Below are 20376 nucleotides of genomic sequence, written 5' to 3' on the forward strand. Positions count from 1 at the left end.
AGTGACCCTCGCAAAGTTTGCAGGAGAGAAACATGCTGATCGACGACGCTTCGACGAAAGGCACCGAAGACGCCGGAAAACCCGCGGAAAACGGGTCGCAGCCGCTTGTCCGGCGCACCTTCGCGATCATTTCGCACCCCGACGCCGGCAAGACGACGCTGACGGAAAAGCTGCTCTATGAAGGCGGCGCGATCCGGGAAGCCGGCGAGGTTTTCGCGAAGGGCAATCGCCGCCGCGCGCGTTCCGACTGGATGGCGATCGAACAGCGGCGCGGCATCTCCGTCACCAGCTCGGTCATGACCTTCGAGAACGACGGCATCCGCTTCAACCTTCTCGACACGCCCGGACACGAGGATTTCTCGGAGGATACCTATCGCACGCTCACTGCGGTCGACAGCGCGATCATGGTGATCGATGCGGCCAAGGGGATCGAGGCGCAGACGCTGAAACTGTTCGAGGTCTGCCGCCTGCGCGGCATCCCGATCATCACCTTCATCAACAAGGTCGATCGAGAGGGTCTCAGCCCGTTCGCGCTTCTCGACGAGATCGGGGACAAGCTGGCGCTCGATACGGTCCCCATGTCCTGGCCGCTCGGCATGGGCGGCATGTTTCGCGGTATCTACTCGTTCGAGGAAAAACGCGCCTGGCTGGCCGACAAGGCAAGCAACGCGCCCTGCCCCGCCGCGATCGCGGTGACCGGGCTCGATGACCCCGCACTGCTCGCCGGAACCGGCATGCGGGCAGGCGATTCATCGCTGGATGATGCCGCGCTCGCGGCCGATGCCTTCCCTGAGTTTCTGCCGGCGGCATTCCAGTCCGGCGACATGACTCCGGTATATTTCGGCAGCGCGCTTCGCAATTACGGCGTCAGCTCGCTGCTCGCGGCACTGATGCGCCATGCGCTGCCGCCGCAGCCGCAGCCCGCGCTGCCCGAGCCGATCGATCCCGCTGCGGATCATGTTTCCGGCTTCGTCTTCAAGATGCAGGCGAACATGGATCCCAATCACCGCGACCGTGTCGCGTTCATGCGCGTGTGCTCCGGCACACTCAAAAGGGGCATGAAGCTGGACAACAGCCGGACGGGCAAGAAGCTGGGATTGCACAATCCGATCTTTTTCCTCGCCCGCGACCGCGCGATCACGGAAGAGGCGCTTCCAGGCGATATCGTCGGCATTCCCAATCACGGCACCCTGCGCGTGGGCGATACGCTGAGCGAGCGGGGCGGGATTCAGTTTACCGGGCTTCCCGATTTCGCGCCGGAAATCCTGCGCCGCATCCGTCTCAATGATCCCATGAAAATCAAGCAGATGCGCCGGGCGATGCTTGATCTTGCCGAGGAGGGCATTGCGCGCGTGTTCCGCCCCCTGGTGGGATCGAACTGGATCATCGGCGTCGTCGGTGCATTGCAGCTTGAAGTCATCTCGACCCGCTCCGAAGCGGAATACGGCCTGCCGATCGATTTCGAAGCGACGATGTACGAAACCGCGCGCTGGCTCGATATTCCCGATGACGCGCTGAACAAGCGCTTCGTGGCGGCCCAGCGCGCGAATCTTGCCGAAGACGAAGGCGGCGCACTGGTTTTCCTCGCACGCAACGCCTGGGAACTGGCGCGGACCCAGAAGGAATGGCCCGACGTTCGCTTTCTGACCGTTCGCGAACGTGTTCGCATGCCCGAGACCGCGTGACGCGGCGATAGGGCTCGCTTATCCGTTGCGCCATGCGCCGGGCGCGAGGTTTTCGAGCGTCCAGTCCCCGATACGCCATCGCACCAGCCGAAGCGTCGGGTGGCCGATGGCTGCGGTCATGCGGCGAACCTGACGGTTCCGCCCCTCGCGGATCGTCATCTGCAACCAGCAGTCGGCAACGGTCTTGCGAAAACGCACGGGGGGATCGCGCGGCCAGAGCGGGGGCGGATCGATACGCCCGGCCTCCGCCCCGCGCGTGCGCCCATCGTTCAGTTCGACACCCTCCCGCAAGCGATCGAGCGCCTCTTCGCAAGGCTCTCCCTCGACCTGGACGAAGTAGGTCTTGGGCATTTTGAAACGGGGGTCGGCGATTTTGGCCTGCAGCCGCCCGTCGTCGGTCAGGAGCAACAAGCCCTCGCTGTCGCGATCCAGACGTCCGGCAGGATAGACACCCGGCACGGCAATGAAATCAGACAGGTTGGCGCGCGGGCTGTCGGTTCCCCGGTCCGTGAACTGCGGAAGCACGCCGTAGGGCTTGTTGAACAGGATCAGGGTCATGCCCTCTCCTACAGCGCGCGCCGCGTACACTCAAAGATTTGCGGGCACTGCGCGCGGAAAACCGGCGCGGTGCCCGGGACGCATCATGCAGCGTCGACCAGCACGATCTCGCTGTCTTCGATCGCCGTTATGCGGACCGTATCGACATCAGTGATCGCCGCGCCGTCGCGCGCATGGATCGTGACATCATCGATGACGACCGCGCCGACCGCCGGAACGAGATAGGCCTTGCGGTCTTTCCCGAGCGGATATTCCGCCGTTTCACCGGCCTTCAGCGTTGCGCCCACCACCCGCGCATCGGTGCGGATCGGCAGCGCATCGCCGTCGTTTTCGAAACCCGACGCCAGCACCACGAACCCTCCCGACCGGTCGGCCTTGGGAAAAGGACGCGCCCCCCAGCTCGGCTCTTCGCCGGTGCGCGTCGGCAGGATCCAGATCTGGAAGATGCGCGTCGCCACGTCTTCCCGATTATATTCCGAATGGCGGATGCCCGTGCCCGCCGACATCACCTGCACGTCACCGGCCTCGGTGCGTCCCTTGTTGCCGAGACTGTCCTCGTGCGTGATCGCGCCTTCACGAACGTAGGTGATGATCTCCATGTCGCGGTGCGGGTGCGGCGGAAATCCCGTGTGCGGCGCGATCGTATCGTCGTTCCACACGCGCAGGTTGCCCCACTGTGTCCGATCGGGATCGTGATAGCTCGCGAACGAGAAGTGGTGCCTGGCGTCCAGCCAGCCGTGGTCGGCGGCGCCGAGACTGTTGAAGGGTCTGAGTTCGATCATGGCCGGGTTTCCTTTCCAAGCGGCGCATTGCCGTTGTTCAAGAACCCTATGTAGGTATTGCCGCCTTTTCCGTTCAGAGGGATAAATCTGTAGGAGAGGTTCGAAAGAGTTGAAAGGTTAGTGCAGCCTTGCGATCGAAAGGCCGTCCGCCCTTGCGCGGTCCTTGACGGATTCCTCGCTGCGGGTGAGCGCCTTGGCGATCGCCTTGAGCGCCATGCCTTTCCTGGCGAGCGTGTGCAGCTTCTGGATTTCCGCCGGGGTCCAGGGCTGCCTGTGCCGCTCGAATTTCTCGCTCATGCCGGCCTCCTGTTTCCCGCACTTCTTTTGAGGCGCACCAGCGTCTCGTCAAGCGCGGAGAGGAAACGGGAACGATCCGCCTTCGTGAAGGGCGGCGGCCCGCCGACGATATCGCCCCCCGCGCGCAGATCGGCCATGATGGCCCGCGTTGCAACGGCGGTGCCGATCGATGCCGGGGTAAAGGGCTTGCCGCTGGGCGCGATGACAGCCGCCCCGGCCTTGAGGCAGCGGTCGGCGAGCAGGATATCGGCCGTGATGCACACCGCTTCGCCGTCGGCGCGCTCGGCGATCCAGTCGTCCGCCGCATCGAACCCGTCGGAAACGACCATGCGTTCGACAAGCGCGTGAACCGGAATGCGGATCGGGCTGTTGCTGACGATCGTCACGCCGATGTCATGGCGAAAGGCGACCTTGTAGATCTCCTCCTTCACCGGGCAGGCATCGGCATCGACGAGAATGCGGATCATTTGGCGCGATCGGGCTTTTTGCCCCACGGCCCCTTCTTGATCCCCTTCTTTTCGCCCCTGGGTCCGGGCTTGCCCTGATCGGGACGCGCGCCTTGCGGCCGGTGCGGCCTCGGCGCGTGGGTCGGCTTATTATTGTCGCGGCGGTGACGGCGCGCCTCTTCACGCGGCTTGCCGTCGACAGGGACGATCTCCACCTCGTCTTCTTCGTTGGCCGTGCGGCGCACCGCATCAAGGAAGCGGGCGGCAAGCGCGCCGGGCACCTCGAAAAGTGTCTCGTTCGCCGCGATGCGGATCGCGCCGATCTCGGTGCGGTTCACATGGCCGCGGCGGCACAGCAGCGGCAGAACCCAGCGCGGATCGGCATTCTGGTTGCGCCCGACGTTGAGACGGAACCAGGCGCTGCCCTCGAACCCTTCGCGGGTCGTGCGCGGCTCCTGCGGCGCATCGCTGCCGAGCAGATCTTCGGGCGCGGGCAGACGCGCGCGGTGCGCGCGCACCAGGGCGCCGGCGATCTCCTGCGGGCTGCGTTCGGCAAGCAGCCGATCGGCGAGCACGCGATCCTCATCGTCCAGTTCGATCGGCGCAAGCAGCGCGGCGAGCATCCGCTCGCTGTCGGCGCGGCGAATGTCGTCGGCCGAGGGCGGCGAAATCCACTGCGCGGCGATGCGCGCGCCGCGCAGCATGCCTTCCACGCGGCGCCGGCGCGGATAGGGCACGATCAGCACGGCGGTGCCCTTTTTACCCGCGCGTCCGGTACGGCCCGAGCGGTGCTGGAGCGTTTCGGCATCGCGCGGAATTTCGACGTGCACGACAAGGCTGAGCGTGGGCAGATCGATACCGCGCGCCGCAACGTCCGTGGCGACGCAGACCCGCGCGCGCCGGTCGCGCAGCGCCTGAAGCGCCTGGTTGCGTTCGCTCTGGCTGTGCTCGCCGGAAAGCGCCACGGCGCCGAAGCCGCGCTCGACGAGGCTCGCGTGAAGATGGCGCACATTGTCGCGCGTCGCGCAAAACAGCATCGCGGTTTCCGCCTCGTGGAAGCGCAGCAGATTGACCACGGCATTTTCGATGTCCGCGGGCGCGACCGCCATGGCCTGATAGCTGATGTCGCCGTGGCCGCGATCTTCGCCGACGGTCGAAATGCGTAGCGCGTTGCGCTGATAGCGGCGGGCGAGCGCGACGATCGGCGCGGGCATGGTCGCCGAAAACAGGAGCGTGCGCCGCTCCGGCGGGGTCGCGTCGAGGATTTCCTCGAGATCCTCGCGAAAGCCCATGTCGAGCATTTCATCGGCTTCATCGAGCACGATGGCCCGGAGCGACGAAAGATTGAGCGCGCCGCGTTCCAGATGATCGCGCAGGCGGCCCGGCGTGCCGACCACGATGTGCGCGCCGTGGCTCAGCGCGCGGCGTTCTTTCGACGCGTCCATGCCGCCCACGCAGGTCGTGATGCGCCCGCCCGCCTTGTCATACAGCCAGACAAGCTCGCGACTGACCTGCAGGGCAAGCTCTCGCGTCGGCGCGATCACAAGCGCGAGCGGCGCGGCGGCCGGAGGAAGACGGCCATCCTCGCCAAGCAGATCGGCAGCGATGGAAAGGCCGAAGGCGACGGTCTTGCCCGACCCGGTTTGCGCCGAAACGATCAGATCGCGGCCCTGGGCCTCGGCTTCGAGCACGGCGCCCTGCACGGGGGTTGGCGCCGCATAGCCGCGTTCGGTCAGGGCAGTCTCGAAAACCGGCAGAACATTTGAAAAGGACATTGGTCTCACAAACTGGAATGGTGCCGCTCGCGCGGCAGGTGGAAACGAACCGGTTCCCGGCGTGTGTCGGCTGCAAAAGTCGGCGGGCTCAACCCCGCCCGGCTACCCGATGAGTCGGCACAATCGTGCGCTCCATACAAGCCTCGAGACGATTTGGCTTCCATTGTTTTCCCGGCGCCTTCGCAGGGCGCGCGCGAGGCCCCGCAATCGCTGTCGATAAGGGCGGCCGGAGCGGTCTCACGGGCGTTTTTCCGGCATCAATCTGCGCGAATACGACCAGTCGCCTCTCCAGAGGGATCGGCTGCGGCACAGAGCCGCAACCCCCTATGGGAAATGCCGGAAAACAAAGTTAGAGTTTTGTTAACGAACGTCGGTCAATACTCCGGGTCAGAATACCTGCTTTGCGCCATGGCAAGAAGCGGTTCCGAGACGGAATAGGGGCTGGATCGAAGAATAAAAGCGTCGCGAACGGGTCAAATAATGAATAAATCGGGGTCAATGGTTAACATCAATCCGAATGAGTCATTTGCCGTTGAAAGCAGCCACCTCAATGTGGCGGTCGCCATTGAAAACAAATTTGTAAATTTACCTTATTCCGTAGCGAACGATTTACCATCCCCCCGAGAAAAACCAGTAATACGATCCAAAAGATCGAAAAAAGACAACAGTTATTCCATAAGACCGCTGAAAATCGTTGATATCGCCCGCGCGATGAAAATCGCCGCCGATAATTTCAGCGGTGAAATCAATCTCGTTGCGCGCAGTTATCTTTGGCATTTCGCGCGCCGGGCGGGCTTTCCGCAGATGACTTCGATGTGGTCCAGATCGGTGGTCCACATTGACGATCGGGCGGGCGAAACGGTGGAGCTGGATCTGCTGTCGTCGTTCGTGCACGGCCGCGACGTCGCCTGGATCGATCTTGCTTCCCACGACGAAGACGGCGTGAACCTTGCCCTGGCGGCGATGCGCCGCTGGCCGCGCTGCCACCGCCTTCTGGTCGTTCGCCTGGAACGCGTTCATGCGCCGCAGTTTCTGGCCGCAGGCTTCCGGATCGCGGGCCACATACCCGACGGGCACGGCGAACATATCTATCTTCACGCAGAACGGAAAAGGGTCACCGATCGCGACCAGCAGGCCATGCGCCTTCGCTTCGGCAATCGCAGCAGGATGCCTTCCGATTGCGAATTCAGCGTGGTGGAATGCGAGGGGTCGATCATCGGCCTTACCGGCATTTACGAAACCGGGTTCTGGCGCGACGTGACATGGGGCGCATGGGGCGCCATCGATCCGGCGCGCGCGCGGCGCGACGCCGTGTTCGCCACGCTTCGCCTGACGGAAGAACGCGCCAAACAGAACGGCGCTCGCTGGTTCTGCCTGGAAACCTCCGATTGCGAAAAATACCGGCATGCCCGGCGCATCTACGAGCTTTACGGGTTGCGGCCGCTGCTCACGATCCCGAATTTCTACCTGAACGACGACGGCAAGGCCGAAAAGTTCATCGTTTACGGAAAGCCGACCAGCGACGACATCGTGCGCGCGCCCACGGGCGTTTCCGAAAAGGTTTGACGAACCGCTTCAGCCTGCGCTCCATTCTCCTCCGATATCGACGTTGAACGCGGGAGGCAGGTTTCATGCACTATCTCTATCTTGCAGGCGCGATCGTCGCCGAAACCATAGGAACGTCAGCGCTGAGCCAGACTGCGGGCTTCACGCGGGTGACGCCCACGATCATCGTCGGCATCAGCTTCGCGATATCGTTCTACCTGATGTCGCTGGCGCTTCAGGTGATCCCCGTGGGCATCGCATACGCGATCTGGGCGGGCGCAGGCATCGTCCTCATCACGATCATCGGCTGGGCGTTTCTGAAGCAGACGCTGGATGCGCCTGCCCTGCTGGGCATAGGATTGATCCTGGCCGGTGTGGTGGTCCTGCGGGTTTTTTCGCGCGCCGCCGTGCATTGATGTTGTCGGGTTTTTTTACAGTTCCCGGCAAGGCATTTTCCCGCCGCGCCGGAGCGCCCGCCTTAGTCGCGGAAACTTAACCTTTTCTTCACGAACGCCCCAAGTGGCACGCAACTTGCTTTCTCAATCCCGACTACAGTTTTTTGAGGAGGCTTAAAATGCGCAAGGTTCTGAACAAGGTTCTTCCGGCGATGACGGCTCTGGCCACGGTCGGAATGGCGACGTCTGCTCATGCAGCGCTCGTGAACACATGGTCTTTCGAAGTGACCTCGGTGTTCTCCAACTCGGTTTTCGAGAACAACGACGGCACGCCGGTAATAACCGACGAGCGGCTCGAATGGGGCCCGGTCAATGGTGTAAAGAGCGCGATCGGCGTTACCGACACCCCGACGTCGGGCTCGCTTGAGACCAACGGGCTGTGGAGCCTCGCGGACCAGTATTATCACGAGAACAACATACTGCCGGGCGGCACCAATTCGCTGCTCAGCACCGATCTCGCAATCACGATCTCGCTGACCCCGGCCGATCCGGCCGGCGCGACGCTGGACCCGGCTTTCGAGCGCACGTTCAACATCTCGTTCATCGAGACGCCCAACAAGCTCCCCGGCCAGACCTGTGACGCCGGCGGCACCCACGGCGACGGCATTAACGTCAACGGCTGCGCCGACATCTTCGTGTTCGCGTTCGACTCGGGCCAGTTCGACTTCAACTATGACGGCGCCAACTACTCGCTGTTCCTCTTCGAAGATCCGGCCGCCATGCCGTCGACCCTCGGCTTCCTCTCCGATGAAGCTTGCGAAGTGGCGAATGTCGCTCCGGGTTGCTTCGGCTTCATGACGGCGGAAAATGCCACGACCTTCGCGCAGTTCGTGCTGCAGATCGAAGGCGTGGAAGTTCCGGAACCGGCCGTTCTCGGCCTCTTCGGTCTCGGCCTCGTCGGCCTGGGCTTCGCGCGCCGCCGCAAGGCCGCCTGAAGTACCCGATCCAACTCCGACCTAGGAGTTGAATACTGATCAGACCCGGCTCAGGCATCCTGAGCCGGGTCTTTCATTATGTGCGGCAAGCTTCTTTCAGCGGGCGGGCTTAAGGGCGATCACGCGCGCAGCCGCCTTTTCGACCGCCGGACGCGTATAGGTCATCGGCGCGAAACGCCCTTCCAGCCAACCGGACAGAAAATCGCGGTAGTGCGGGCTCGCCGGGTCCGCCGATTGGCCGGGCATGTTCATGAACAGCGATTTGTCCCAATCGCCGACATCCATGACGATGCGCACCGAAGGGCCGTGCAGGGCCTGCAAGTCCTTGCCCGGCGCCGCGAGCGCGACCGTGGTTCCCGTGCCGCCGACCGGCAGCGGCCCGACCGTCAATGACGCGCGCGCGTCAACGCCTTCCAGCGCCGCCGTCGACGGTTTCAGTTCGATCTGATGCACGCCGCCCCAGGTCCAGCGCGCCATGTCCGGCCCTAGCCGCGTCCGCAGGTCGTCCAGCGTCGCCGCCAGGCCTTCCTTCAGCACCGCCTGCGTCGTGGCGGCGGCATCGGGCCCGAGCAGCGGATCGCCGGCCTCGAACGCATGGAGCGCCGCGTCGGCAGACGCGCGCGTGACGAGCGCCTGCGCTTCGGGCCGGACGACATGGGACACTAGCGTACGCCCCAGATGCGACGCGAGCCAGGTCGATGCGATCGCCGCCGCCGCGCTGTCGGCGCGCGCGTCGCCGTCCCATTCCCGCATCAGACGGAGCGCGGTTTCACTGTCGGCGTCCCACCCCTTCATGCCGCCGAGCAGCGCGACGAGCCGCAGCGCGGAAAGATCGCGCGTATCCATCTGCATCGCCGCCGCGTCCGCCACGGAGACGCGCTCGGCGCCCGAGAGTATCTGGGCGAGCCGATCGTAGCGGCTGCGATCCGCGAATTCGAAGCCGATCTGCACGTCTGCGGGATGGTCCTTCGGCACGTTCCGCTCGTTCGCCGTGGCGATCCACCCCTGCGCGGGATTCATCACACTCGGCAGCCGCCGCGGCGCAAGGAAGCCGTTCCATTCGAAGCGTCCGTCGCCGGGAACCGGCAGCAGCCCGTCCCAGTTCGGCCGCACCGGCGTCAACCCCGCAGCCGTCCAGCCGATCGTGCCGCCCTCATCGGCCCAGATCAGATTGAGCGGCGGCGTTCCCCAGTGGTCCGCCGCCTTCCTGAAATCTTCCCAGCTCGACGCCCCTGCGAGCCAGGATGCCGCCGCATAGGCCGACGTGCCGGGCTGGGACCAGACCGAGCGGATCGCATACGCGCGATTGTCCGCCGCATTGCGGTGAATAACGGGGCCGTGCCGCGTGAAGGGCAGTTCCACCGCAACCGCTTTCCCGCCCTTGACCGGGATCATCTCCCGAACGATGCGCATCTTTTCCCATCGGCCCCGGTAGCGATACGTGTCGGACCGGCCGGGCTGCAGATCATAGAGGTAGACGTCTTCCTGATCGGTGCTGAAGATGGTGAGCCCGAAGGCGCCCTTGCCGTTGTGGCCGAAGGAAACGCCAGGCACCCCCGGCTCCCCCGCGCCGATCAAGGACAGCCCTGGCGCTTCGATATGCACGACATAGCGCAGGCTCGGCACGGTGAGCGCGCGGTGCGGGTCGTTCGCCAGGATCGGGCGGCCCGTGGCCGTGCGCGTTCCCGCGATCACCCAGTTGTTGGAGCCTTCCATGCCGCCGTCGCCCGAAACGGCGGAGGCTGTTTCCGCCGGTTTCGGCAGGCCTTCGAAGCTGACCGGCCCCGTACCCAGCACATAGTCGCGCATCACCTCCCCATCGATAACGCAGGGGTCGAGCCCTTCGGGCACCTGGGGTGTATGGTCGGGATAGAGCCGCTGCACGGCGCGCGCCGCCTCCATGCCGCCCTTGCAGATCAGGCGGGCGCGCTGCACTTCGGACTGTGCGTTCAGCACCAGCGCATGGCTGCGGATACGCACGACGTCTTCGGCACGCCAATGCGCGGGCGCGCTGTCGGTCAGCGCGAATTCGCGCGGCATCGGCTTTCGGCCCGCGCGCACCTCGTCGACATAGGCGTTGATGCCCGAAACGAAGGCTTCGTAGCTGCCCCGCGCGCCCGGCGCATACCGCTTCCACTCGTGCGCCATGTTGCCGCGATAGAGGAAAAGGCGCGCGGCGCGATCCTGCTCCACATAGGCCTCGCTGAAACTTTCCGACAACAGCCCGAGGCCCCGCTTGCGCCACAGATCGATCTGCCACAGCCGATCGCGCGCGACGTTGTAGCCTTGCAGGAAATAGGCATCCTGCGTGCTCGCGGCATAAATATGCGCGAGCCCCCAGCGGTCGACGATGATCTCGGCGGGGGCCTTCAGACCGCGCACATCCCAGGTTTCCGAAACGGGCTGCGCGTGCGACACGGTCGTCGAAAGCGCCATTGCGATAACCGTGAAAGCGCGGAGTCTTTTGGCCAAACCTCAACCTCCCGTCGTGTTCTCCGCATGTTATGCGGGAACGATCGCCGCAAATCCACCCTGCGCAGCAGCGCCGCTACGCTGCGGCCATGCTTTCCAGAATCGGCAATTCCGTCGTCGATTTGATCTCCGACAGCGCCACCATCGAGTGCTCTTCCTGCACGCCGGGAAGCTGCGAGAGCTTTTCGAAGAAGAAGCGCTCGTAGGTTTCGATGTCGCGCGTCACAATCCGCAGCATGAAATCGACCGGCCCCAGCAACACGAAACAGTCGAGCACTTCGGGAAACTCGCGGATCGCATCCGAGAACTTGTGCAGGTTGGAGCGCCCGTGGCGGGTGAGCTTCACCTGCGCGAACACCTGCGTGTTGAGGCCCATCTTGCGCCGGTCGAGCAGGCTCACCTGCGCCTTGATATAGCCCGCCTCTTTCAGCCGCTGGATGCGCCGCCAGCAGGGCGCCTGCGACAGCCCGACCTCCTCGGCGATCTCGGTGGTGGGCCGCGACGAATCCTTCTGGAGGATCGCGAGAATCTTGCGTTCGAACGGGTCCAGTTCTTCCAGCATGATCTATTCCACTATCTGCGCTTTTGAGAATAGATCATTCCTTAATCTGCCCCGTATCCACATACGAGCAATTTTTATCAGCCGGATGCGTGTTACGCTTGTGCGCGAAAGGGAGGCCCGATGGTCCACCGGCCGCACGAAGTCACGGATTTTCAGGAAGATATTCACGTCGTCAGCACTGCGGACGGCGAGCCGATCGGCGTCATCGCCATCCACTCAACCGCACTCGGACCGGCGGCGGGCGGCTGCCGCTTCTGGCACTACGAGCGCCGCGCCGACCTCACCGCCGACGCCATCCGCCTCGCGCGCGGCATGAGCTATAAGAACGCGCTCGCGGACCTGCCGCTCGGCGGCGGCAAGGCGGTGCTGCAGCGCCCGGCGGGCAGCTTCGACCGGGCCGCAATGTTCCGCGCCTTCGGCAATGCGGTCGAAAGCCTTGGCGGCGCCTACATCACGGCCGAAGATGTCGGCACGAGCGTGGAGGACATGGCCGCAGTGCGGGAACGCACGCGCTTTGTCGCAGGCCTCCGCGCCCAGCCCGGCAAGAGCGGCGGCGACCCTTCGCCGTGGACGGCGCGCGGCGTGTTCGAATCGATGCGCGCGGCATCGCGCTTTGCGCTCGGCAGCGATCTGGACGGGCTGACCGTCGCGGTGCAGGGCACCGGGAGCGTCGGCGCGGCGCTCTGCCGTATGCTGCGCGCGGCGGGCGCGCGGCTCGTGATTGCAGACGTCGATCGCCGCCGCGTCGATGCGCTCGTCGCCGAACTCGGTGCGCGCGCCGTCGGCATCGACGACATCCTTTCCGCCGATGCGGACATCCTTGCGCCCTGCGCGCTCGGCGGCGTTCTGAACGGCCGCACGATCCCGACGCTCAAAGCGCGCCTTATCTGCGGCGCGGCGAACAACCAGCTCGAAACCGAGGCCGACGGTGAAGCCCTCGCCGCGCGCGGCATCGTCTACGCGCCGGACTATGTCGTGAACGCGGGCGGCATCATCAACGTCTCGGCCGAATATCTCGGCGAGGCGCCCGAAGCGGTCGAGCGCCGCATCGCCGAGATCGCACCGCGCCTCATCGCCATTCTCGACTCCGCCGCCACGGAACAGGTGCCCGCCAACACCGTTGCCGACACACGCGCCCGCCGCATCATCGCGCGCGGACGGCGGGCGGCGGCATGAGCGGCCACAAGGAAACACCCATGCTGAAAAACAGTACGCGCCTGCACATTCCCGAACCCGGACACCGCCCCGGCGAAACGCCCGACCTGTCGCACATCAAGGTGCCGCCTGCCGGTGAGGTGCGCCGACCGGCCGAAGACACCGACCCCGCCGAAATCCGCGACCTTGCGTGGGCGCTGATCCGCGTTCTCGACGACGCGGGCAATCCGGTGGGCGATTGGAACCCCGGCCTGCCCGCAGCTCTGCTCGAAAAGGGCCTGCGCGCCATGATGCTGACCCGCGCTTATGACGCGCGCATGGTCCGCGTGCAGAGGCAGGGCAAGACCAGCTTCTACATGAAGTCGACGGGCGAGGAGGCGGTCGCCGTGGCCGCCGCGCTCGCGCTCGAATACGGCGACATGTGCTTCCCCACCTACCGTCAGCAGGGCCTGCTCGTGGCGCGCGACTGGCCGCTCGTCGACATGATGAACCAGGTCTATTCGAACAGCCGCGACCGCCTGAAAGGGCGGCAGATGCCGGTGTTCTATTCAAGCCGCGAGGCGGGTTTCTTCTCGATCTCCGGCAACCTCGCCACGCAGTACAGCCAGGCGGTCGGCTGGGCGATGGCGTCGGCGTCGGAGAGCGACAGCCGCATCGCCGCCGCATGGATCGGCGAGGGCGCGACGGCGGAGGGCGACTTCCACCATGCGCTCACCTTCGCCAGCGTCTATCAGGCACCCGTCGTGCTCAACATCGTCAACAACCAGTGGGCGATCTCGTCCTTCTCCGGCATCGCGGGGGGCGAGCGCACGACGTTCGCCTCGCGCGGGCTCGGCTACGGTATCCCGTCGCTGCGTGTGGACGGCAACGACTTTCTCGCCGTCTACGCCGTCACGCGCTGGGCGGCGAACCGCGCGCGCAGCGGCCTCGGCCCCACGGTGATCGAGCTGTTCACCTACCGCGCCGAAGGCCACTCGACCTCCGACGATCCGAGCAAATATCGCCCCGGAGCGGAAGCCGCCGCATGGCCGCTCGGCGATCCGATCGAACGGCTGAAGACGCATATGATCGGCGCGGGCCTTTGGGACGAAGAGCGCCACGCAGCGCTTGAAAAGGAACTCGAGGACGAGGTGCGCGCGGCGGGCAAGGAGTCCGAAAGCTACGGCACTTTGAAAGAAGGCGCGCGCATACCAGCCTCCACGATGTTCGACGATGTCTACAAGGAGATGCCGCCTCACCTTGTCGAACAGCGCAGGCAGGCGGGGGTATAGCCATGGCGACGATGAACATGATCGAGGCGCTGAACAGCGCGATGGATGTGGCGCTGACGCGCGATCCCGCCGTCACCATCTTCGGGCAGGACGTCGGCTATTTCGGCGGCGTGTTCCGCGCAACTGATGGTCTCCAGCGCAAGCACGGCCTCACCCGCGTGTTCGACGCGCCGATCTCCGAAGGCGGCATCGTGGCGGTCGCTGTCGGCATGGGCGCTTACGGCAAGCGGCCGGTCGTGGAGATTCAGTTCGCGGACTATATCTATCCCGCGACCGATCAGCTGATCTCCGAAGCCGCGCGCATGCGCTATCGCACCGGCGGCGAATGGTGGTCGCCGATCACCGTGCGCAGCCCCTACGGCGGCGGCATTTACGGCGGCCAGACCCACAGCCAGAGCCCGGAAGGCATCTTCACGCACGTCGCGGGGCTGAAGACGGTGATCCCGTCGAACCCCTACGACGCCAAGGGCCTGCTGATCGCCGCGATCGAGGACGACGATCCCGTGCTCTTCTTCGAGCCCAAGCGCCTCTACAACGGCCCCTTCGACGGGCATCACGACAGGCCCGTCGAGCCGTGGTCGAAGCATGCCGCGAGCGAGGTGCCGGAGGGGCATTATGTCGTGCCGCTCGGCAAGGCGAACATCGTGCGTGCGGGGAGCGCCGTCACCGTGCTCGCCTACGGCACGATGGTGCATGTCGCGCTCGCGGCGGCGAGCGAGACCGGTATCGATGCGGAGGTGATCGATCTGCGCACGCTGATGCCGCTCGATCTTGAAACGATTACCCAGTCGGTGAGCCGGACCGGCCGCTGCGTTGTCGTCCACGAGGCGACGCGCACCTGCGGCTTCGGCGCGGAACTCGCCGCGCTGGTGCAGGAGCACTGCTTCTTCGATCTCGAAGCACCGATCGAGCGCGTCACCGGCTGGGACACGCCCTACCCGCACGCCTTCGAATGGGATTATTTCCCAGGGCCCAAGCGCGTCGGCGATGCGCTGCGCCGCGCGATGGAGGCGTAAGGACATGGCGAACTACGTCTTCAAGCTGCCCGACATCGGCGAAGGTATCGCCGAGGCCGAACTCGTCGAGTGGTACGTGAAGCCCGGCGATACGGTCGCCGAAGACCAGCCGCTCGCGGATGTGATGACCGACAAGGCGACGGTGGAACTCACCTCGCCGGTATCCGGCACGATCGTCGCGATCCACGGCGAGGTCGGCCAGCTCCGGCAGATCGGCTCCGCGCTCGTCGAATTCGCGCTGGAGGGAAAGGCGCGCGCCGAACCTGTGGAGGCAGCCGCAGCAGCCGTCGTCCCTGACCAAACGCCGCCGCCCGCACCCGCATCATCGCGCCCGAAGGCCTCGCCGCTGGTGCGCCGTCTCGCGAAGCAGGGCGGCGTGAATCTGGAGACCGTTAAGGGCTCCGGCCCGCACGGCCGCATCCGTCGCCCGGATTTCGAAGCGCACGTCGCAGCCTTGCGCGTGTCGCCGAGCGCCGATGAATTCACCGAGTCGAAACTCGTCGGCCTGCGCCGCAAGATCGCCGAGAAGATGGAAATCTCGGCGCGGCGCATTCCGCATTTCGCCTATGTCGAGGAGGCCGATCTCACCGCGCTCGAAGGCGCGCGGGCGGAACTGAACGCCCGTTATGGAGACGAGCGCCCGAAGCTGACGCTGCTGCCGTTCTTCGTGCAGGCGCTTGTCCGCGTGTTGCCGCGCTTCCCGCAGATCAATGCGACGTACGACGATGAAGCGGGCATCGTCCGCCGCTACACGCCCGTCCACGTCGGCATTGCGACGCAGACCGACAACGGCCTGATCGTGCCGGTGGTTCGCAATGCACAAGACCTCGGCCTGTGGGAACTCGCGGCGGAAATCGCCCGCCTCGCCGCCGCCGCGCGCGACGGCACCGCGAAGCGCGACGAACTCTCCGGTTCGACGATCACCATCACCAGTCTGGGAACGCTCGGCGGCATCGCGACCACGCCCGTCATCAATCACCCCGAGGTGGCGATCATCGGCCCCAACCGCCTCGTCGAGCGGCCGGTGGTGCGGAGCGGCGCGATTGAGGTGCGCAAGATGATGAATGTCTCTTCGTCGTTCGACCACCGCGTGGTGGACGGCTACGAGGCCGCGCGCTTCATCGGCGAAGTGAAGGCGCTACTCGAATCCCCGACGTTGCTGCTCGCGCGCTGAGCCTACTGCGCCCGGCGCGCGGTGAGGATCCGCACGGGGGCCGCAATCATCTGCCCCTTCATCACGCCTGCGCCGAGCGTCGGCGAGGTCGGCGCGTTCATGATCCTGCGCACCGTGTCCATGCCCTCCACGACACGGCCGAACACCGCGAAGCCCAGATTGTCGCCGGGCTTCGACAGGTCGGCATTCAGCGAATCGAGCGCACCGACGGTGATGAAGAAATCGCCGTCCGCGCTTCCCGGCGCGCCGCGCGCCATCGAAATCGCGCCGTCGGTGTGCGACAGCCCGGTTTTCGTGGTCGGTTCGTGCGCGACCTTGGGCAGAACCTTCTTCGGATTGCCCTGCGTGCCGCCCTGGATCAGCCCGTAGCTGCCGTCGTCGGACAGTTTCATCGCGCGGTAGAAGGCCGTACCGTCCATCCGCTTCTGGTCAACGTAGCGCAGGAAGTTCGCGGTCGTCAGCGGCGCGCGTTCCTTTTCCAGCGCAAGCACGATCGGGCCCTCGCTCGTCGTGATCGCGACGCGCACGGTCTCGTAAACCTTCTCCGGCGCAGATGGCGGCGCTGGCGGCGCTTCGGCGGGCGTTGCGGAGGTTTGCGGCTCGGTTTGCGCGAGCGACGGCATGGCGACGGCAAGGGCGAGCAGCGCGGTGCAAAGGGCGGTCAGGCGAATCATGCCCGGCAGGTTAGTGCGGCTTGCCGTCCGGCGGAAACGCAAATCCGTATCTCCTCAACCGACGAACGCGCGTTCGATCACATAATGCCCCGGTTCGGCGTTCGATCCTTCGGCAAATCCGGCCGCTTCAAGCTGCGCGGCGAGGGCGCGGATCATCGTCATGCTGCCGCAGAGCATCACGCGGTCGGTTGCCGGATCGAAGTGCTTCGGCCCCGTCAGCGGGGATCGGAACATCGTGCCGTCGGCGATCAGCGTATCGATTCGCCCGCCGGTGCGGAAAGGCTCGCGCGTTACTGTCGGCAGATAGGAAAGTTGCAGCAGCGCCTGATCCTGCACCAGCGGATCACCCGCGAGGTGGCTTTCAAGATCGGCACGGTACGCAAGATCGCTGACCTGCCGCACGGAGTGCACGAGCACGATCTGGTTGAAGCGTTCGTAAATATCGGGATCGCGCACCAGGCTCATGAACGGCGCAAGACCTGTTCCCGTCGAAAGCAGGAACAGACGCCGCCCCGGCAGCAGCGCATCGGCGACGAGCGTGCCCGTCGGCTTCCGGCCGAGGAAAAGCTGGTCGCCGGGCCTGACGCGCTGAAGCTGCGAGGTGAGCGGCCCGTCGGGCACCTTGATCGACAGGAATTCCAGCTCTTCGGCCCATGCCGGGCTCGCGATCGAATACGCGCGCAGCAGCGGCCGCCGCTCGCCGGGCATCCCGATCATCACGAACTCGCCCGATCGGAAGCGGAAGCTCGGCGGACGCGTGATCGTGAAACTGAACAGATGCGCGTTCCAGTGCAGCACGGAACGTACGGTCTCCACCGTCAGCGCATCGGACGGCGCAAGGATGCGTGCTGCCGCGGCGCGGTCGCTCATGGTAAGCCTTTCGTCTCGGGCTCGTGAATGAAACACGCCTTCTACGCTATTGCGAACTATTTGCAAATAATCTTCCTGCATGATTGCAACGAGACAGAACGTCGCGGAACATCGCGTCGCATTGCGCCCGTCGCGTCGGCACGCGAAATGTGCTAGCCGTCTCAAACGGATAGCTGCCGACAAGGAGTCGCCGCCGTGCTTGAATCACTGTTCGGTTCCGTGGACGCCGTGCTGCTCGCGCGCATCCAGTTCGCGTTTACGGTCAGCTTCCATTTCATCTTCCCCGCGTTCTCGATCGGGCTGGCGAGTTACCTCGCGGTTCTGGAAGCGCTCTGGCTGAAGACCGGCAAGGACCATTATCTCGATCTCTTCCGCTACTGGCTGAAGATCTTCGCGATCACCTTCGCGATGGGCGTCGTCTCGGGCATCGTCATGTCCTACCAGTTCGGCACGAACTGGTCGGTGTTCTCCGACAAGGCGGGGCCGGTGATCGGCCCTCTGATGGCCTATGAGGTTCTCACCGCCTTCTTCCTTGAAGCGGGTTTCCTCGGCGTCATGCTGTTCGGCATGAACAAGGTGGGGAAGAAGCTGCACTTCGCCGCTACCCTGATGGTCGCGATCGGCACGTTCATCTCGGCATTCTGGATTCTCAGCGTCAATTCGTGGATGCAGACGCCGGTGGGGCACATCATCGGCGAAAACGGCCAGTTCCTTCCGGGCGACAGCTGGTGGACGATCGTTTTCAATCCCAGCTTCCCTTACCGCCTCGTCCACACCCTGATCGCCGCCTACCTCACCACCGCGTTCGTCGTCGGTGCCGTCGGCGCCTGGCATCTGCTGAAGGACCGCGCGAACCCGCACGCGCGCATCATGTTCTCGATGGCGATGTGGATGGCCGCGCTCGTCGCGCCCGTGCAGATCTTCGCGGGCGACATGCACGGCCTGAACACGCTGGAGCATCAGCCGGTGAAGGTGATGGCGATGGAGGGCCACTACGACAGCCACCCCGACGGCGCGCCCTTCTACCTGTTCGGCATTCCCAACAGCGAGGAAAAACGCATCGACTACGCCGTCGCGATTCCCAAGCTGTCCTCGCTGATCCTGAAACATGATTTGAACGCGCCGCTCGCCGGGCTCGATACCGTGCCGGACGAAAACGAGCCGCCCGTCGGGATCGTATTCTGGTCGTTTCGCATCATGGTGGGCATCGGGCTTCTGATGCTCGGGGTCGGACTCTGGAGCCTGATCGCGCGCGTGCGCGGCCGCCTGTACGACTCTCCCCTGCTGCACCGCGCGGCACTCGTGATGGGCCCGTCGGGCTTCGTGGCCGTCATTGCGGGCTGGATCACCACCGAGGTCGGCCGCCAGCCGTGGACGGTCTACGGCCTGCTGCGCACCGCCGACAGCGCCTCGCCGCTCGCGGCGCCCGCTGTCGGCGCCTCGCTGATCGCGTTCGTCGTCATCTACTTCGCGGTGTTCGGCGCGGGGACATGGTACATATTGAAACTGATGTCGCACCGGCCGAAGCCCGGCGAAGCGGGCGTCGAGGCCGAACCCGGCCCTGTCCGCACAGCAGGCATTACCCCCGCACCCGCGCTGGAGGGCGGACAATGAGCGTCAACATCGATCTCACCACGGTCTGGGCCTTCATCATCGCCTTCGGCATTTTCGCCTATGTCGTGATGGACGGTTTCGATCTGGGCATCGGGATTCTTTTCCCCGTGTTCAAGGGCGAGGAACGCGATCAGGCGATGAACGCGATCGCGCCGGTGTGGGACGGCAACGAGACGTGGCTGGTGCTTGGCGGCGGCGGTCTTTTCGCGGCCTTCCCGCTTGCCTACGCGATCATCCTGCCCGCCACCTATCCGCTCATCATCGCCATGCTGCTCGGCCTCGTGTTCCGCGGCGTCGCCTTCGAGTTCCGCTGGCGCGACCCCGCCCACCGCGCGTTCTGGGATATCGCGTTCACCGGCGGCTCGCTCGTTGCGGCGTTTTCGCAGGGCATGATCCTCGGCGCGATCCTGCAAGGCATCGATGTGGAAGGGCGCGCCTATGCGGGCGGCTGGCTCGATTGGCTCAGCCCCTACAGCCTGCTCACCGGCGCGGGCGTTGTCGCGGGCTATGCGCTGCTCGGCGCGACGTGGCTGATCGTGAAGGTGGAAGGCGCTGCGCTCGATCACGCCTACCGCCTCGCCGGGCGCGCCGCGATCGCAACGCTTGTGCTGATGGCGGCGGTGAGTCTTGCGACACCGCTGCTGGAACACCGCTATTGGGAGCGCTGGTTCGACATGCCCGGCATGCTCTTCACCAGCCAGGTGCCGCTGCTCGTCGCGATCGCCACCTACTTCCTGTTCCGCACGCTCAAAAAGCGCGCGACATGGTCCCCGTTCCTGCTGTCGCTCGCGCTGTTCCTGCTCGGCACGATCGGGCTCGGCATCAGCATGTTCCCTTATGTGGTGCCGGACAGCATCACGATCTGGGATGCCGCCGCGCCGGAGCGCAGCCAGGTGTTCATGCTGGTCGGCGTCGTCATCGTCATGCCGCTGATCCTCGCCTACACGGCGTGGGCATACTGGGTGTTTCGCGGCAAGGTGGGCACCGATGGCTACCACTAGGTGTTTAGTCCCTCGTTTTGATGGTGCGGTTCTCTGATAAACCGTTTTGGCTGCTCGGACCATATTTTGCAGACATATTCATATGGGGT

At 65.0% G+C, this 20376-nt stretch carries 19 protein-coding genes; 10 read left to right on the top strand and 9 right to left on the bottom strand.

The window, feature by feature from the left end; genetic code table 11:
* Positions 1 to 32 precede the first annotated feature (32 nt).
* Positions 33 to 1685: a peptide chain release factor 3 gene (locus tag GGQ98_RS11205; RefSeq protein ID WP_184069495.1), complete on the top strand. Its 1653-nt coding sequence runs from the start codon at positions 33 to 35 to the stop codon at positions 1683 to 1685.
* 18 nt (positions 1686 to 1703) lie between these two features.
* Here the strand turns inward: GGQ98_RS11205 and GGQ98_RS11210 are convergent, their stop codons facing one another.
* The 5 genes from GGQ98_RS11210 to GGQ98_RS11230 form a co-directional block, all read right to left on the bottom strand.
* On the bottom strand, positions 1704 to 2243 hold the full coding sequence (locus tag GGQ98_RS11210; RefSeq protein ID WP_184069497.1) for a pseudouridine synthase: 540 nt from the start codon (positions 2241 to 2243) through the stop codon (positions 1704 to 1706).
* An 83-nt stretch (positions 2244 to 2326) separates the two neighbouring features.
* Positions 2327 to 3025: a pirin family protein gene (locus tag GGQ98_RS11215; protein ID WP_184069499.1), complete on the bottom strand. Its 699-nt coding sequence runs from the start codon at positions 3023 to 3025 to the stop codon at positions 2327 to 2329.
* Positions 3026 to 3142: 117 nt separating this feature from the next.
* On the bottom strand, positions 3143 to 3322 hold the full coding sequence (locus GGQ98_RS11220) for a hypothetical protein (RefSeq protein WP_184069501.1): 180 nt from the start codon (positions 3320 to 3322) through the stop codon (positions 3143 to 3145).
* Positions 3319 to 3786 carry a YaiI/YqxD family protein gene (locus GGQ98_RS11225; protein ID WP_184069535.1) on the bottom strand — a complete coding sequence of 156 codons (468 nt, stop codon included), beginning with the start codon at positions 3784 to 3786 and terminating at the stop codon, positions 3319 to 3321. Before GGQ98_RS11225 ends, GGQ98_RS11220 begins: the two co-directional genes overlap by 4 nt.
* Positions 3786 to 5543, bottom strand: a complete 1758-nt coding sequence (locus GGQ98_RS11230; RefSeq protein ID WP_184069503.1) for a DEAD/DEAH box helicase — start codon at positions 5541 to 5543, stop codon at positions 3786 to 3788. Before GGQ98_RS11230 ends, GGQ98_RS11225 begins: the two co-directional genes overlap by 1 nt.
* 711 nt (positions 5544 to 6254) lie before the next feature.
* On the opposite strand from GGQ98_RS11230, the gene GGQ98_RS11235 reads away from it, so the two are divergent.
* The 3 genes from GGQ98_RS11235 (at position 6255) to GGQ98_RS11245 (ending at position 8478) form a co-directional block, all read left to right on the top strand.
* The gene (locus tag GGQ98_RS11235) at positions 6255 to 7109 is read left to right on the top strand and encodes a hypothetical protein (RefSeq protein ID WP_184069505.1); all 855 of its coding nucleotides are present in this window, start codon (positions 6255 to 6257) and stop codon (positions 7107 to 7109) included.
* A gap of 65 nt (positions 7110 to 7174) precedes the next feature.
* Entirely contained in the window at positions 7175 to 7504 is a 330-nt protein-coding gene (locus GGQ98_RS11240; RefSeq protein WP_184069507.1) for a DMT family transporter, read from the top strand.
* A gap of 158 nt (positions 7505 to 7662) precedes the next feature.
* Positions 7663 to 8478, top strand: coding sequence for a THxN family PEP-CTERM protein (locus GGQ98_RS11245; protein ID WP_184069509.1), 816 nt, complete (start codon positions 7663 to 7665; stop codon positions 8476 to 8478).
* Positions 8479 to 8574: 96 nt separating this feature from the next.
* Here GGQ98_RS11245 and GGQ98_RS11250 read toward each other — a convergent pair whose 3' ends face one another.
* Together GGQ98_RS11250 and GGQ98_RS11255 are read right to left on the bottom strand one after the other, a co-directional pair.
* Positions 8575 to 10950, bottom strand: a complete 2376-nt coding sequence (locus GGQ98_RS11250) for a penicillin acylase family protein (protein WP_184069511.1) — start codon at positions 10948 to 10950, stop codon at positions 8575 to 8577.
* 76 nt (positions 10951 to 11026) lie between these two features.
* On the bottom strand, positions 11027 to 11509 hold the full coding sequence (locus tag GGQ98_RS11255; protein WP_481133351.1) for an Lrp/AsnC family transcriptional regulator: 483 nt from the start codon (positions 11507 to 11509) through the stop codon (positions 11027 to 11029).
* 123 nt (positions 11510 to 11632) lie between these two features.
* Here GGQ98_RS11255 and GGQ98_RS11260 point away from each other — a divergent pair, with 123 nt between their 5' ends.
* The 4 genes from GGQ98_RS11260 to GGQ98_RS11275 are packed head-to-tail and all read left to right on the top strand — an operon-like array spanning position 11633 to position 16128.
* Entirely contained in the window at positions 11633 to 12688 is a 1056-nt protein-coding gene (locus tag GGQ98_RS11260) for a Leu/Phe/Val dehydrogenase (protein WP_184069515.1), read from the top strand.
* 20 nt (positions 12689 to 12708) lie between these two features.
* Positions 12709 to 13938, top strand: coding sequence for a thiamine pyrophosphate-dependent enzyme (locus GGQ98_RS11265; protein WP_184069517.1), 1230 nt, complete (start codon positions 12709 to 12711; stop codon positions 13936 to 13938).
* 11 nt (positions 13939 to 13949) lie between these two features.
* Complete coding sequence (locus tag GGQ98_RS11270) at positions 13950 to 14954, top strand: alpha-ketoacid dehydrogenase subunit beta (RefSeq protein ID WP_207791366.1); 1005 nt, start codon at positions 13950 to 13952, stop codon at positions 14952 to 14954.
* A 4-nt stretch (positions 14955 to 14958) separates the two neighbouring features.
* Positions 14959 to 16128, top strand: a complete 1170-nt coding sequence (locus GGQ98_RS11275; protein WP_184069521.1) for a dihydrolipoamide acetyltransferase family protein — start codon at positions 14959 to 14961, stop codon at positions 16126 to 16128.
* A gap of 2 nt (positions 16129 to 16130) precedes the next feature.
* Here GGQ98_RS11275 and GGQ98_RS11280 read toward each other — a convergent pair whose 3' ends face one another.
* Both GGQ98_RS11280 and GGQ98_RS11285 read right to left on the bottom strand, forming a co-directional pair.
* Positions 16131 to 16802 carry a peptidylprolyl isomerase gene (locus tag GGQ98_RS11280; RefSeq protein ID WP_184069537.1) on the bottom strand — a complete coding sequence of 224 codons (672 nt, stop codon included), beginning with the start codon at positions 16800 to 16802 and terminating at the stop codon, positions 16131 to 16133.
* Between the two features lie 54 nt (positions 16803 to 16856).
* Positions 16857 to 17672 carry a ferredoxin--NADP reductase gene (locus GGQ98_RS11285; protein WP_184069523.1) on the bottom strand — a complete coding sequence of 272 codons (816 nt, stop codon included), beginning with the start codon at positions 17670 to 17672 and terminating at the stop codon, positions 16857 to 16859.
* Positions 17673 to 17879: 207 nt separating this feature from the next.
* Between GGQ98_RS11285 and GGQ98_RS11290 the strand changes: the two genes are divergently transcribed.
* Together GGQ98_RS11290 and cydB are read left to right on the top strand one after the other, a co-directional pair.
* Complete coding sequence (locus GGQ98_RS11290) at positions 17880 to 19286, top strand: cytochrome ubiquinol oxidase subunit I (RefSeq protein WP_184069539.1); 1407 nt, start codon at positions 17880 to 17882, stop codon at positions 19284 to 19286.
* Positions 19283 to 20287 (top strand): cytochrome d ubiquinol oxidase subunit II, encoded by a 1005-nt coding sequence (cydB, locus tag GGQ98_RS11295; RefSeq protein ID WP_184069525.1) that lies wholly within the window; start codon positions 19283 to 19285, stop codon positions 20285 to 20287. Before GGQ98_RS11290 ends, cydB begins: the two co-directional genes overlap by 4 nt.
* Positions 20288 to 20376: the final 89 nt, after the last annotated feature.

Source organism: Sphingosinicella soli, assembly GCF_014199685.1.
Lineage (GTDB): Bacteria > Pseudomonadota > Alphaproteobacteria > Sphingomonadales > Sphingomonadaceae > Sphingosinicella > Sphingosinicella soli.